Source organism: Pedobacter nototheniae (genome assembly GCF_032678625.1).
Lineage (GTDB): Bacteria > Bacteroidota > Bacteroidia > Sphingobacteriales > Sphingobacteriaceae > Pedobacter > Pedobacter nototheniae_A.
This window is the reverse complement of sequence record NZ_JAVTSO010000005.1, coordinates 370,713-383,572: the sequence shown is the minus strand read 5'-3', so window position 1 is coordinate 383,572 and position 12,860 is coordinate 370,713. Positions and strand designations below refer to the sequence as shown.

The 12,860-nt window shown below is 36.5% G+C and carries 13 protein-coding genes; 9 read left to right on the top strand and 4 right to left on the bottom strand.

Annotated features, from left to right (window positions below):
- Positions 1 to 10 precede the first annotated feature (10 nt).
- From R2Q77_RS16420 to R2Q77_RS16405, 4 genes are all read left to right on the top strand, one after another.
- Entirely contained in the window at positions 11 to 697 is a 687-nt protein-coding gene (locus tag R2Q77_RS16420; RefSeq protein WP_316804811.1) for a hypothetical protein, read from the top strand.
- 125 nt (positions 698 to 822) lie between these two features.
- Complete coding sequence (gene lipA / locus R2Q77_RS16415; RefSeq protein WP_316804810.1) at positions 823 to 1,716, top strand: lipoyl synthase; 894 nt, start codon at positions 823 to 825, stop codon at positions 1,714 to 1,716.
- 47 nt (positions 1,717 to 1,763) lie between these two features.
- Positions 1,764 to 2,315: an RNA polymerase sigma factor gene (locus R2Q77_RS16410; protein WP_316804809.1), complete on the top strand. Its 552-nt coding sequence runs from the start codon at positions 1,764 to 1,766 to the stop codon at positions 2,313 to 2,315.
- A 2-nt stretch (positions 2,316 to 2,317) separates the two neighbouring features.
- A complete protein-coding gene (locus R2Q77_RS16405) occupies positions 2,318 to 3,163 on the top strand; it encodes an anti-sigma factor (RefSeq protein ID WP_316804808.1) in 846 nt (281 codons plus the stop codon).
- 84 nt (positions 3,164 to 3,247) lie between these two features.
- Here R2Q77_RS16405 and R2Q77_RS16400 read toward each other — a convergent pair whose 3' ends face one another.
- Entirely contained in the window at positions 3,248 to 4,741 is a 1,494-nt protein-coding gene (locus tag R2Q77_RS16400; RefSeq protein ID WP_316804807.1) for an NAD(P)H-hydrate dehydratase, read from the bottom strand.
- A 153-nt stretch (positions 4,742 to 4,894) separates the two neighbouring features.
- Between R2Q77_RS16400 and yiaA the strand changes: the two genes are divergently transcribed.
- The 5 genes from yiaA (at position 4,895) to R2Q77_RS16375 (ending at position 9,361) form a co-directional block, all read left to right on the top strand.
- Positions 4,895 to 5,302 (top strand): inner membrane protein YiaA, encoded by a 408-nt coding sequence (gene yiaA, locus R2Q77_RS16395; RefSeq protein ID WP_316804806.1) that lies wholly within the window; start codon positions 4,895 to 4,897, stop codon positions 5,300 to 5,302.
- A 187-nt stretch (positions 5,303 to 5,489) separates the two neighbouring features.
- Positions 5,490 to 6,194, top strand: a complete 705-nt coding sequence (locus tag R2Q77_RS16390; protein ID WP_316804805.1) for a gamma-glutamyl-gamma-aminobutyrate hydrolase family protein — start codon at positions 5,490 to 5,492, stop codon at positions 6,192 to 6,194.
- Between the two features lie 77 nt (positions 6,195 to 6,271).
- Positions 6,272 to 8,221: a beta-N-acetylhexosaminidase gene (locus R2Q77_RS16385; protein WP_316804804.1), complete on the top strand. Its 1,950-nt coding sequence runs from the start codon at positions 6,272 to 6,274 to the stop codon at positions 8,219 to 8,221.
- Positions 8,222 to 8,468: 247 nt separating this feature from the next.
- On the top strand, positions 8,469 to 8,930 hold the full coding sequence (locus R2Q77_RS16380; RefSeq protein ID WP_316804803.1) for a BON domain-containing protein: 462 nt from the start codon (positions 8,469 to 8,471) through the stop codon (positions 8,928 to 8,930).
- A gap of 8 nt (positions 8,931 to 8,938) precedes the next feature.
- The gene (locus R2Q77_RS16375) at positions 8,939 to 9,361 is read left to right on the top strand and encodes an SH3 domain-containing protein (RefSeq protein ID WP_316804802.1); all 423 of its coding nucleotides are present in this window, start codon (positions 8,939 to 8,941) and stop codon (positions 9,359 to 9,361) included.
- Between the two features lie 193 nt (positions 9,362 to 9,554).
- Here R2Q77_RS16375 and R2Q77_RS16370 read toward each other — a convergent pair whose 3' ends face one another.
- The 3 genes from R2Q77_RS16370 to R2Q77_RS16360 form a co-directional block, all read right to left on the bottom strand.
- Positions 9,555 to 10,526, bottom strand: a complete 972-nt coding sequence (locus R2Q77_RS16370) for an FKBP-type peptidyl-prolyl cis-trans isomerase (protein ID WP_316804801.1) — start codon at positions 10,524 to 10,526, stop codon at positions 9,555 to 9,557.
- Positions 10,527 to 10,686: 160 nt separating this feature from the next.
- Positions 10,687 to 11,676: an FKBP-type peptidyl-prolyl cis-trans isomerase gene (locus tag R2Q77_RS16365; RefSeq protein WP_316804800.1), complete on the bottom strand. Its 990-nt coding sequence runs from the start codon at positions 11,674 to 11,676 to the stop codon at positions 10,687 to 10,689.
- A gap of 60 nt (positions 11,677 to 11,736) precedes the next feature.
- Complete coding sequence (locus R2Q77_RS16360) at positions 11,737 to 12,747, bottom strand: DHH family phosphoesterase (protein ID WP_316804799.1); 1,011 nt, start codon at positions 12,745 to 12,747, stop codon at positions 11,737 to 11,739.
- Positions 12,748 to 12,860 lie beyond the last annotated feature (113 nt).

Below are 12,860 nucleotides of genomic sequence, written 5' to 3'. Positions count from 1 at the left end.
TTTAAAATTTATGATCAGGTTAATCACTTTTTTCGCACTAATATTAGCTGCTAAAACTTCATTCTCTCAGGGAAAAACTGTTTATTTTGATGCGGACTGGCAACCCACTACAAAAAACAAAATGGTTTACTACAGGCCTGAACCTAAAACTGTTAATGGTAAGTTTTTATTTAAAGATTATTATAAATCAGGCAAATTACAATTTGAAGGCTTCTCTTTATCAAAAACGGAAGATAAATTTGAAGGCCAGGTGACTTATTATGGAGAAAACGGGCAAAATATAGGGCAATCTAATTTTAAAAACGGTGTATTAACTGGCAATTTCACTATATATTACCTCAATGGAAAATTGAAATCAAAAGGTACTTATCTGGATGGATCTGTAGAAAAGAGCCTCACATTTAATTACAAAGGATTGGAAGACTGGAACGAAGATTACGATTTGGCAACCAAATACATAGGAGAACAAAAAACTGTGGAGATTATTTTTGATGGCGATATAAGAGGAATCAGGAAAGAAACATTTTTTGATGACAGGATGATTAGAAGCTATGATGAAAGCGGCAAATTAATTGGAGAAGTAACTTTAGATTATAATGACGAGCCTGTTAACGGAACAATAGCGGACTATACTTTTTCACCCATGAAAGTTGAGAAAATCCGTACCTATAAAAATAATAAAGAAGTTATAAAATGATATCAGGATACAGATTTACCTGATAACCAACACCTTTAAGATTCATTCATTAAAATCAGAAAACATTACAAGGCCCAAACATTTCATTATTACAAGTTTTCAGCAGGATTGCTTAACTTTGCAACATGATTGATTTACCGGTAGTACCTGCTGTTACAGAAGTTAAACGTAAACCAGATTGGTTAAGGGTTAAATTGCCTGTTGGAAAGGAATACGCACAAGTGCGTAGCCTTGTTGATACGCATAAGCTGCATACCATTTGTGAGAGCGGAAATTGCCCAAATATGGGCGAATGCTGGGGTGCGGGTACTGCAACCTTCATGATTTTGGGAAATATCTGTACGCGTAGCTGTTCTTTCTGTGCTGTGGCAACCGGAAGGCCATTAGCGGTTGATGTAGACGAACCCAATCGTGTAGCCAATTCGGTTAAATTAATGGGCGTTAAACATTGCGTAATTACATCTGTTGACCGCGACGACTTAAAAGATGGTGGTTCTATTATCTGGGCCGAAACTTTACAAGCCATCCGCCGCGAAAGCCCCGTTACAACCTTAGAAACTTTAATTCCTGATTTTAAAGGCCAGTGGGATAATTTATACAGGGTTTTAGAAGAAAGACCAGAAGTTGTTTCACACAACATGGAAACCGTTAAGCGCCTAACCAAACAAGTGCGTGTTCAAGCAAAATACGATAGAAGCTTAGAAGCTTTAAAAAGAATCTCTGAATTCGGCTTACGCACTAAAACCGGCATTATGCTTGGTTTAGGCGAAACTGAAGAAGATATTTTTGAAGCCATGGATGATTTAGTAGCCAATGGCGTTCACATTTTAACTTTGGGCCAGTATTTACAGCCAACGCGTAACCACCATCCTGTTGTAGACTGGATTCATCCTGATACTTTTGCCATGTATAAAGAAGTTGGTTTGGAAAAAGGTTTAAAATATGTGGAAAGCGGTCCGTTGGTTCGTTCATCGTACCACGCGGAGAAACATCTTTTCCCAATCGAAGGAATTAAATAAAAACATTTTTTTGGAATTGTTGTTCAGTATTGTATATTAGCTAACTAGTGAGCGCATTAAAAAAATCTACCTTAACTGAGCCTGAACTTGTTTTAGCATTACAGCAAAAAGATCCTGTAATACTGAAAACGATATACAGCATGTATTCGTCAGCACTTTACGGTGTAATTTCCCGTATTATAACGCATACCGAACTTGCTGAAGATGTTTTGCAAGAAACTTTTGTAAAAATCTGGCAGTCTGCTGCACACTACGATCAAACAAAAGGACGTTTATTTACGTGGATGATGAATATTGCCCGTAATCTTTCTATAGATAAACTCCGTTCGAAAGACTTTAAGAACTCACTCAAAAACCAAGACATAGAAAATAACGTAAGTTTCGTTGATGAACAAAACAAGGTTACGTTTAACCCCGATGTACTTGGCGTTAAACAACTTGTAGAGAACCTTAAACCTGATTTGCAGGCCGTTCTTGATTTAGTTTATTACAAGGGCTTTACACATGTAGAAGCCGCAGAAAAGTTGGACTTGCCTTTAGGAACGGTTAAAACCCGGATACGACTGGCTATTATTGAATTGAGAAGGAATTTTAATTGAGCGTGGAAAATTTAAAAGCATATATCGAATCTGGAGTACTTGAGCTGTACGTTTTAGGTGATTTATCGCCTGAAGAAGCAGCACAGGTCGAGGAAATGGTGTCTCTTCACCCTGAGGTCAGAGATGAACTTATTTCCATTGAACAGGCTATGGAGCAATATGCAATGCAAAATGCAATAGAACCATCAGCCCATGTTGAAACAAGAATATTTGATGCTTTAGGCTTAAATACCGAAGAAGAAAAGCTGGTAGAGCCTGTTGCTACAGAAGAACCTAAAATTATACAATTAGATACCAGTAATGGCAAAATAAGAACGCTGCGTTTCGCACTTGTAGCTTGCGTAGCTTTACTCATTGTAAGTACGGCAGCATTATTTATTACATACAATAAGCTTAATGATGCACATGATGAAATTGCAAGTTTAAATGTTGATAAACAGAAATTTGCTTCAAATGCAAGTAAACTGGAATTTGAAAATGCTGGCCTGGAAAACATGGTTGCCATGCAAGACAGCAAAGAATGGGCATCAATTAGATTACAAGGTGTAAAAACCAGCCCATCTTCTAAAATGATGGTTTATTGGAACAAAGAAAGCAAAAGTGTTTTAATAAATTATGCAGCAATGAATTTGCCTAAAACGGATGAAGCACATGAATATCAGCTTTGGGCCCTTGTAAATGGAAAACCTGTTAGTTTAGGCGTATTTGGAAGCAATGACAGGGCCAAAGAGGCTTTAATTAAAATGCAAACGATAGAAGGTGCGCAGGCTTTTGCAGTAACAGTTGAACCAATGGGTGGAAGTATTAACCCTACAATGGAGAAAATGTTGGTTTTTGGCAACGTTTAGTCCGTTAAGAATATCATAAAAATAAAAAAGCCTTTGAATAGTGATATTCAAAGGCTTTTTTATTTGAGCATTTCTTTACCGTGTTTATTCCATTATTTTTTTGATTTCTTTAGAAATTCTTTTAGCTACCTGCGATGCGGTTACGACAGTTCTTTTATTGGCTAAGTCATCGCCGGCTTTACCATGAACGTAACAAGCCATTACAGCTGCATCTTGTGAAGGATAACCCTGGGCAATGAGTGAGGCTATTATTCCAGTTAAAATGTCACCCATGCCACCCTGAGCCATTGCTGCATTTCCGGTTGAATTAATCATAATTTTTCCGTCAGGTATACATATAAAAGTAAATTGATTTTTAAGAACGATAACAACCTGAAGTTCCTGAGCTTTATTTTTTGCCGTTTCTACCCTTTCCCACCAGGTTTTATGTTCTCCAAAAATCCGGTCAAACTCTTTTATATGAGGGGTAAGTATGGAATTTTTGGGTAAAATCTCCATTAAATCCTGTCTGTCTGACAAAAGGTTAAGCGCATCTGCATCAATAATTAAAGCTTTATTATTTGCAATTAGAGATTCTAAAAGCTTTTCATTTTCGTTTGAAGTACCCAAACCAGGACCAATAGCAATAGCCTGATATTTAGCCGGATCTTCAATGCGTGTATATTCATCTCTTGGCAATGCCATTACTTCGGGTAAAACTGTATTTAAGGCCGTTAAACCACTATGCGGAATACAGGCGGTAGTTAAACCGGCCCCTGCATGTAAACAAGCCATTGCCGAAAGCAGCGCAGCCCCCATTGTTTCAGCATTACCCGCTACAATTAAGGCATGCCCGTAGGTGCCTTTATGCGTAAAGTTCTTTCTTGGCCTTAGTTTTTGTTTAACATCAGATTTCTCAACAAGATAAAAATCGGATTTAGTTTTCTGAATAAAATCTTCATCCAAGCCTATTTCAACCACTTGAAATTTTTCTGTTGCCTTTATCGACTCAGGGAAGAAAAAATTGATTTTAGCCCTTTGAAAACAAATGGTTTTAAAAGCCTTAATTCCATGATAAGGTTCTGGCATTTTACCTTCCGAAAAAAAACCTGTTGGAACATCAACCGCATAAACCCTTTTGTTGAGCTGATTAATTGTGGTAACCAGTTCTAAGTAATCGCCCGTTAAAGGCTTATTTAGGCCCGAACCCAAAATGGCATCAATAATCAAATCAGCGTCGGCCTTTTTAAATGTTGCCGGCTCATCTACTTTCACCTTTAGGCAATTGGTTTCTTCAAGCCTTTGCAAATTAATGGTATAATCCTCGCTTTCCTTTTTTGAAAAATTAACCAGATATACTTTTAATTTTTTATAGCCAGCGGCCTGCAAAAGATAAGCAATTGCCAGTCCATCGCCCCCGTTATTCCCTTTACCACATAAAATAGCTATGCTTTTATTGGTATCTGGTTCATCCTTTATAAATTGGTTTACAAATGCCCGGGCTGCCTGTTCCATCAAATCAACAGAAGCAATTGGTTTATGGGCAATGGTATATTCATCTGCTTGGCGCATTTGAACGGATGTTAATAGGGTTTGCATATAACTAAGATAATCTAATCTGTTAATTAAAATGGGTTAAATGCAGATATTGTTTTGAGCATGGGTTATAAAGATATTTTTCAACAAAAAAATACCAATAATTATTATTTAACGTTTCTACATCAACAAATTAAAACTCTAAATCTAACCAGGATGAATCAAAAACCATCAAACGCATTCATTGCAGCTGCATGGATTGCCTTAGGGATCGGTATGATAGGCTTTATTATAGGCTTATGGCGATCGGACATGTTACTAAACGAAAAAGGATATTATTTTACCGTATTGATGTTTGGGCTTTTTGCCGTTGTATCTTTACAAAAAGCAGTTAGGGATAAGCTGGAAAGCATTCCCGTTACCGATATTTATTATGGATTAAGTTGGTTTTCGACCATTTTAACCATTGCATTATTGGTTATCGGACTTTGGAATGCGACTCTTTTACCCAGCGAAAAGGGTTTTTATGCCTTTGCCTTTTTACTTTCCCTTTTTGGAGCCATATCCGTCCAAAAGAACACGAGGGATACCCAGATTATTAACAGAAATCAAAATCCAGATTAAAATCAAGGCCGGTTGTTTTACAACCGGCTTTTTTATACCCTTAAAACTGATGTTTCTAAATTAGTTTTAGAAACATATATACCTAAAGCATTATTTTATTCCTTTATCAAAATATAAAGTTGGCATTAAGATATTTAGGCGTTATGCTTTTTTTATCTTTAGCTGTTGAAAGTTTGATTAAAGTATTATGAGTGATAAAATCATTATAGGCGTTACCGATTGTAGCAAATATGAAATTTACAGAGACTGGGTTTTATCGTATAATAACCAGGTTGAAGTAATTAAACTGGGTTATAAACTTAACAACTTTGATGAGATAAAACACTGTCAGGGCGTTGTTTTAACCGGAGGAGAAGATGTGCATCCTCGTTTTTATAACCATACAGAATATTACCATTATTGCCACGAAGATGATATTGATGAGCTGCGTGATGAATTTGAGTTTAAAATTTTAGATTATACTGAAAAGCATCAAATTCCATTATTAGGTATTTGCAGGGGGATGCAGGTTGGCAATGTATATTTTGGCGGCACATTAATTCCTGATATTGCAACCTGGGGTAAATTCGATCATGCTAAAATGCCCGATAAGAGCGACCGCTACCACGAAATAATCATCAACCCATCGTCATGGTTAAATCAGATTGTTAATACCGACAAAGGGCTTGTAAACAGCAATCACCATCAAAGTACAGATAGAATGGGCAAAAATTTGGTTGTAAGCGCCATATCGTCTGACGGAATTGCTGAAGCTATGGAAAGATTACATCCTGAAGGAAAATCTTTTTTATGTTTTGTTCAATGGCATCCTGAAAGATTAAAAGATCAGCAAAGTCCTTTTAGTAAAAACCTGCACGAGGCTTTTATAAGTGCCATCGTTCATTCTAAATGATCATGATTTATTAAACTCAATTCTTTTTTAATAAATTGCGGATTAATACTCATTGGTTAATCCGTATTTTAATATTAATGAAGAAATTATTTCTATTGATTTCTTGCTGTATCCTATCGGCAAGTTCTTTTTCACAATCTATAGTAAGCGAAACCGAAATTGGCGATGCTGAAGATATGATCTCACAAACACCTATCGCCATTATTCCTGAACCTGTTTCTTTAATGAAAAAGGCCGGAACGTTTACTTTACCAGAAAATGTAATTATTCAGGCACAAAAAAATGGCGAGCTTAAAGAAGCTATTGACTATTTATCGGAAAAGATCACCAACGCAACAGGCAAATTTGTAAGCACCTTAGGTAATGCAGCCCACCCTACTATTAAATTAATTTTAAATAGCCAGGAAGAAGCTCAATTGGGCAAAGAAGGTTATAAATTAAATGTTAACCCTACTCAAATTGTAATTACAGCAAATAAACCTGCTGGTATTTTTTATGGTGTACAATCGTTAATTCAATTGTTTCCGGCTGAGATAGAAAGTAAAGAGCTGGTCAATAATGTAAAATGGAAAGCGCCATGCGTAGATATTATTGATTACCCGAAACTGGTGTGGAGAGGTTTAATGTTTGATGTAGCGCGGCACTTTTTTACCAAACAAGAAGTTAAACAGTTTATTGATAATATGGTTCGTTATAAATTTAACGTACTGCATTTACACTTAACCGATGATGAAGGCTGGCGGATAGAAATTAAAGGTTTGCCTAAATTAACCGAAGTTGGCGCATGGAGTGTTAAAAAAACAGGAACTTTTGGTGATTTTATTCCACCAACCGCTGATGAACCACGTACTTATGGTGGTTTTTATACTCAGGAAGATATTAAAGAACTGGTGCAATATGCGCAGGAACGTTTTGTAAATATTTTACCCGAAATTGATGTTCCCGGGCACAGCTTAGCGGCTGTTGCTGCATATCCTGAATTATCATGCACACCTGAAGCCGTAAATTATAAAGTTCGCTCAGGAGAAAAGATTATGGATTGGAGCCGTGGTGCACCACCCATTGCACTTGTAGACAATACGCTTTGCCCTGCCAACGAAAAGGTTTATACTTTTTTAGATACCGTAATTACCCAAATTGCTAAACTGTTTCCTTTTGAATACATCCATATGGGTGGCGATGAAGCATCGCACAATTTCTGGGAGAAAAATGATCAGATTAAACAACTAATGCAACGCGAAGGCTTAAAAACCATACCGCAGGTGCAGGCCTATTTCGAAAAACGGGTAGAACAGATTGTAATTTCCAAAGGCAAGAAATTTATGGGCTGGGATGAAATTTTGGATGGAGGGGTTTCTCCAACTGCTGCTGTAATGAGCTGGAGAGGCATGAAATATGGCATACAGGCCGCAAATGATAAACATCAGGTGGTGATGAGCCCGACTGAATTTGCTTATCTTGATTACATGCAGGCTGATGCGATTACGGAGCCGAAAGTTTATGCCTCACTTAGATTAAACAAAGTTTATCAGTTTAACCCAGTACCTGCTGGTGTTGATGCCAGATATGTAATGGGTGGGCAAGCTAATCTTTGGACAGAACAGGTGTATAACATCCGTCAGGTAGAATATATGATCTGGCCACGTGCCTTTGCTATTTCAGAATCGGTATGGAGCCCTATTGAAAAGAAAAACTGGACTAGCTTCACCGATCGCACAGAACAACAGTTTAAACGTTTAGATTTTTCTGAAACCAAATATTCTCCTGCTATTTACGATCCCATTTTTAATGTAAAACGCTCGCCTGACAAGCAGTTAATGATCGAATTAACCACTGAGATTGATGGCTTAGACATTTACTACAGTTTCGACAACTCTACTCCTGATCGTTTTTACCCCAAATATACCGGTGCTTTGGTTCCACCTAAGGACGCAACTCTATTACGCGTAATTACTTACCGGGGCAAACAAGCTATCGGGCGTTTAATTAGTATGCCCATTACGGAGTTAAACAAGAGAACAAAATAATTAACCAAATCATTCAGGCTTTTAAGTATTCAAAAGCCTGAATGATTTCCATCGCTTTATTACCCGCTTTCTACATTCCATAAACCTTTGTTGGGAAATAAATTTATTATTTCATTTCCAATTTAAACACAATCTTTATATTCGTTAAATCAAAATCATCCTTTTTTAGTTTATTATAATAGTAGAATCATCCCGATATATTCTAAATCTTATTTAATAATTAATTAACCACTGTTAAAACAAAAAGATGAAAACAACTAATTTTTTAATGAGTATGGCTATTGCCTCCAGTCTATTTTTTGTAGGCTGTGGCCCTAAAGATGTCGATCTGAAAACTGCGATCCAGGCGAAAGAAGCCGCAGGTGTTACTGTTGCAGTAGCAAAGGGTAATGTTACCTTAACCGGCGAAGTAGCAGATGAAACTGCAAAAGCAGAAGCTGAAAAAATTGCAAAGGCAGAAAAAGGCGCTAAATCTGTAGTCAACAGTTTAACCATTAAGCCTGTTGCTCCGGTTATTATTGCCGAAGACCCAACATTAAGCAAAAATGTTGTTGATGCGGTTAAAGATTTCCCAACAGTTAAGGCTGATGTAAAAGATGGGGTAGTTACTTTAACAGGCGAAATTAAAAAAGCTTCACTGATTACTTTAATGCAACATATCAGTGCATTAAAACCAAAAAAAATCGATAATAAATTAACTGTAAAATAACAAGAAACATGTCATTAGAAGAAAAATATGCAGATTTAACAAATGCTGCAACAACAGCAGGAATTGCTGATTTAGCTGTGCGTGAACAGGATGGTATTTTATATGTTGATGGCACCGCTCCGGATGGTGCTACAAAAGATCATCTTTGGGAAATTTATAACCAGATAGATCCAAACTTTGCCACAGGTGATTTAGTTTTAAATGTAAATGTTGCCATTGATGCTGAGGTTACCCATGCCAAAGTAATTACTGAAAGCAGCAACTTAAACATCAGAAAAGGTCCTGGTACAGATCAACCAATTGTTGGCAAGGCGGCACATGGAGAAGTTATTACCTTGGTAAACCGAAGTAACGAATTATGGTGGCTTGTACGCACTAACGATGGCGAAGAAGGTTATTGTTATGCGCAGTACTTAGAACCTCAAGCTTAAAAATTTATAATCTATTTTAAAAGCCACGATATTCATTGTCGTGGCTTTTTTATATTCATTGCAAGGCACGAAGCAACTTTAAAGTGTTGAATGGATAAGAAAGAACCTACCCAATTTACTTAAACACACTCATAATAACCCATAAAAAAACCCTGACAATTAAATTGCCAGGGTTTCTATGCGATTCTAATAACTATTTTGCCCGAGGAACTGGGGCTGTACTTTTTATAATCTGCTTTAATTCGATATCAAAAACTAAAGGCGTAAATGGATTAATCGGGCCACCGCCATTTTCACCGTAAGCTAATTTTGAAGGAAGAATAACTTTAACTTTTCCACCAGCACCAATTAATTGTACCCCTTCGATAAAACCTTGCGGCAATTGACCTAAAGGCATTGGACGTGGTGCATACTGTGCACTCGGCGAATAAATCCCCGCTTCTTTTGCTATTTTTTCATCAGAAGTATCAAATACATTCAGTTTTCCGTTACCTTTTTTATTTGTAAACTGACCGGTATAATTGATTACAATAGTATCAATTAAGGCAGCACGTTCGATATTACCTGGAGTTTCAATCACATATTGTAAACCCGAAGCCGTAGTTTTAGGTGTTAAATTATTTTCAGTAATGTACTTTTTTATCTTACCTTCTTCTGTTGCTTTGTTTTTAGTAATTAAAACCTTGTATTCCGATTCAAAGAAATCTCTTTTCTTTTTCTCAAAAACAGAATCGGCTTCGTTAGTGGCTTTATGCAAAACCTTTTCAATTTTAACTACAAAAGTAGAAAAGTTATCTTTTGAACCTGTCGGTTTTGGCTGCCCGGAGTATTTAGCCATTGAATCAAGGTTTAACTTAAATACAGCACTATCGCCCTCACCCAATAATTTTAATGCGGCAACCATATCTCCTTTAAACATTGGTTTTCCAATTGGAAAAAATGCAGGACGCTCATTATCGTATGTATTCACTAATGTAGAATCGCCATTGCTTTTAGTTTCAACGGATTGTACAGCATTTAACTTTACGTAATCGCCTTCCTGAATTTTTGGCTTACCCTCACTTTTGTAAATTTTGTAGGTCATATCGCCTTCACCCTTTTTGAAGTTATTACAAGCAGCCAAACCCAAAGTTGCCGCCAATACAATTACAATCCCTTTTTTCATCTGTATTTTTTTATTTTTTAATCTTATTAATAGGTTAATGATGCCGCAAATATAGTTTATAATAATATGTATGTTATAAAATCAGTGTAAAATGTATTGTTCCAAACAAAAAAGTCCTGCCTAAATTAATAGGCAGGACTTTTAACTTCGTTTGATATTTTTATTTCTTAACTACAGGGGCAGCAACTACTGGTTGTGCCGGTGCAGTACCTTTTTTAATGTCTTTAATTTCAAGTTCAAAAACAATTGGGCTATAAGGCATAATACCAGCTTGCATAGCACCTTGTTCTCCATAACCTAAGTTAGAAGGAATAATTGCCACAATTTTACCGCCTTTACCAATTAATTGAAGCGCTTCTGTAAAACCTGGGATTGTACCGCCAACAGCCATTTTAGTTGGTCCGTATGGTCTTCCAGCCTGGAATTTACCTTCAGCTTTCGCTGTTTTCTCGTCGCTTGTATCAAATACAGTATAAGTACCTTTTTTGTTTTTCTTGGTTAATCTACCGGTATAGTTTACTTCAACGGTATCGCCAAGCACTGCACGATCAGCAGTTCCTGGTTTTTCGATAATGTATTGCAAACCAGAAGCAGTTGTTGTTGTTTTTAATTTGTTATCTGCTACGTAACTTTTAATTTTTCCTTCTTCAGCTTTTTTCTTAACGTCCATTGAGGTTTTATAATCCGTTTGAAAAAACTCTGAAGCTCTTTTTCTGAATAAAGAATCTGGTTCGTTAGCATTCTTTTTAAATACTTTTTCAACTTTAATGGTAAAAGTGATGTATTTATCATTTTTAAATTGCTCTGGTTTAGGCTGTTTGCTGTAAAAAGCCATAGTATCCAGGTTAATTTTAAATTTTGCGCTATCGCCTTCACCAAAAAGGGTTAAAACATCATTCATATCACCAGCATACATTTTCTTTTGAGCTGGAAATACTTGTGCCATTTCATTTTCGTAAGTACTCGCTAATACAGAGTCTTTATCATTTGTTTGGATAAAGTTCATTTTAACGATATCACCTTCCTTGATTTTTTCTTTACCATCAGAATGATAAATGGTGTACAATAAGCCTCCAGCGCCTTTTTTCTCTTGCTTACAAGCAGCTAATCCTAATGTTGCTGCTGCCAGAATAATAATTCCTTTTTTCATTTACTTAATTTAACTTTTAATGTTTTTATTGGTTATTTAATTTATTTTTTATTTCTTTTATTATGCAATTAATTGGTTTTTATATTCAACCAGGATTGATTTAAATTCTTCTACTACTTCGTTTAATGGTTTATCTGAAGCCCCCCCGGCTGCGTTTCTGTGCCCGCCACCATTAAAATATTTTTTGCAGATCTCGTTCGCCGGGAAATCTCCTGTCGATCTTAGAGATAATTTAACCTTATCGGTACGCTCTATAATTAGAGCAGCCAAACGGATACCATTGATTGATAACGCATAGTTTACAACCCCTTCTGTATCTCCTGTGGTGCTGTGGTATTTAGCCAGTTCCTCTTTGGTTACAGAAATAATTGCAGTATTGTATTCTCTTAAAACTTCCAGTTTATTGGATAAACAGTAGCCTAAAAAGCGCAACCTATCTTCGCTTGCATTATCGTAAACCAGCTGGTGTATTTTCCAGTGCTCGGCACCTAAATCAATCAGGTTAGCTGCAATGCGGTAAACATTAGAAGTAGCCAAAGGGAAACGGAACGAGCCCGAATCGGTCATAATCCCCGTATATAAACAGGTTGCAACATCTTTGCTAATGCCTTTTTCATCTTCAAGCTGGTTCACAATAAAATCATAAACCAATTGTGCAGCAGCACAGGCATTAATGTCCCAGTGGCGGTAATCATCAAAATCTTCCGGTTCAAGATGATGGTCGATCATGATTTTTTTAGCTCCAGCCGCTCTTACCAGTTCGCCTAATTCATTTATCCTGCTTAAGGTATTAAAGTCTAAACAAAAAATTAATGCGGCTTCATCGACTAATTTAGCGGCTTTTTCCTGTTCTTCTGTATAAATAATTACATCGGCATTGTTTGGCATCCAATGTAAAAAATTAGGGTAATCTGTTGGGGTAATTACTTTAACATGGTGCCCCTTTTGGATCAGGTAACCATATAAACCTAAAGATGAACCCATTGCATCGCCATCAGGTTTATGATGCGTGGTAATTACAATTCTTTTTGGCGTAGCCAGTATTGATTTTAATTCGGGTAGTGTTAACATAATTTTTGCGTGGCAAAGCTAAGTAATTTTCACATTAATTAGATGATATTTAAACCTTTCGTTTTTAACCTCTTTTTAACGTTAACCCATTCAGTTAAAACGGATCACTTTAT

What these genes read in the sequence shown, in the direction of transcription:
- R2Q77_RS16420 (WP_316804811.1), top strand. Translation starts at nt 11, where the DNA reads ATGATCAGGTTAATCACTTTTTTCGCACTAATATTAGCTGCTAAAACT.
- R2Q77_RS16400 (WP_316804807.1), bottom strand. Translation starts at nt 4,741, where the DNA reads ATGCAAACCCTATTAACATCCGTTCAAATGCGCCAAGCAGATGAATAT.
- R2Q77_RS16360 (WP_316804799.1), bottom strand. Translation starts at nt 12,747, where the DNA reads ATGTTAACACTACCCGAATTAAAATCAATACTGGCTACGCCAAAAAGA.
- lipA (WP_316804810.1), top strand. Translation starts at nt 823, where the DNA reads ATGATTGATTTACCGGTAGTACCTGCTGTTACAGAAGTTAAACGTAAA.
- R2Q77_RS16390 (WP_316804805.1), top strand. Translation starts at nt 5,490, where the DNA reads ATGAGTGATAAAATCATTATAGGCGTTACCGATTGTAGCAAATATGAA.
- R2Q77_RS16380 (WP_316804803.1), top strand. Translation starts at nt 8,469, where the DNA reads ATGAAAACAACTAATTTTTTAATGAGTATGGCTATTGCCTCCAGTCTA.
- yiaA (WP_316804806.1), top strand. Translation starts at nt 4,895, where the DNA reads ATGAATCAAAAACCATCAAACGCATTCATTGCAGCTGCATGGATTGCC.
- R2Q77_RS16365 (WP_316804800.1), bottom strand. Translation starts at nt 11,676, where the DNA reads ATGAAAAAAGGAATTATTATTCTGGCAGCAGCAACATTAGGATTAGCT.
- R2Q77_RS16385 (WP_316804804.1), top strand. Translation starts at nt 6,272, where the DNA reads ATGAAGAAATTATTTCTATTGATTTCTTGCTGTATCCTATCGGCAAGT.
- R2Q77_RS16375 (WP_316804802.1), top strand. Translation starts at nt 8,939, where the DNA reads ATGTCATTAGAAGAAAAATATGCAGATTTAACAAATGCTGCAACAACA.
- R2Q77_RS16370 (WP_316804801.1), bottom strand. Translation starts at nt 10,526, where the DNA reads ATGAAAAAAGGGATTGTAATTGTATTGGCGGCAACTTTGGGTTTGGCT.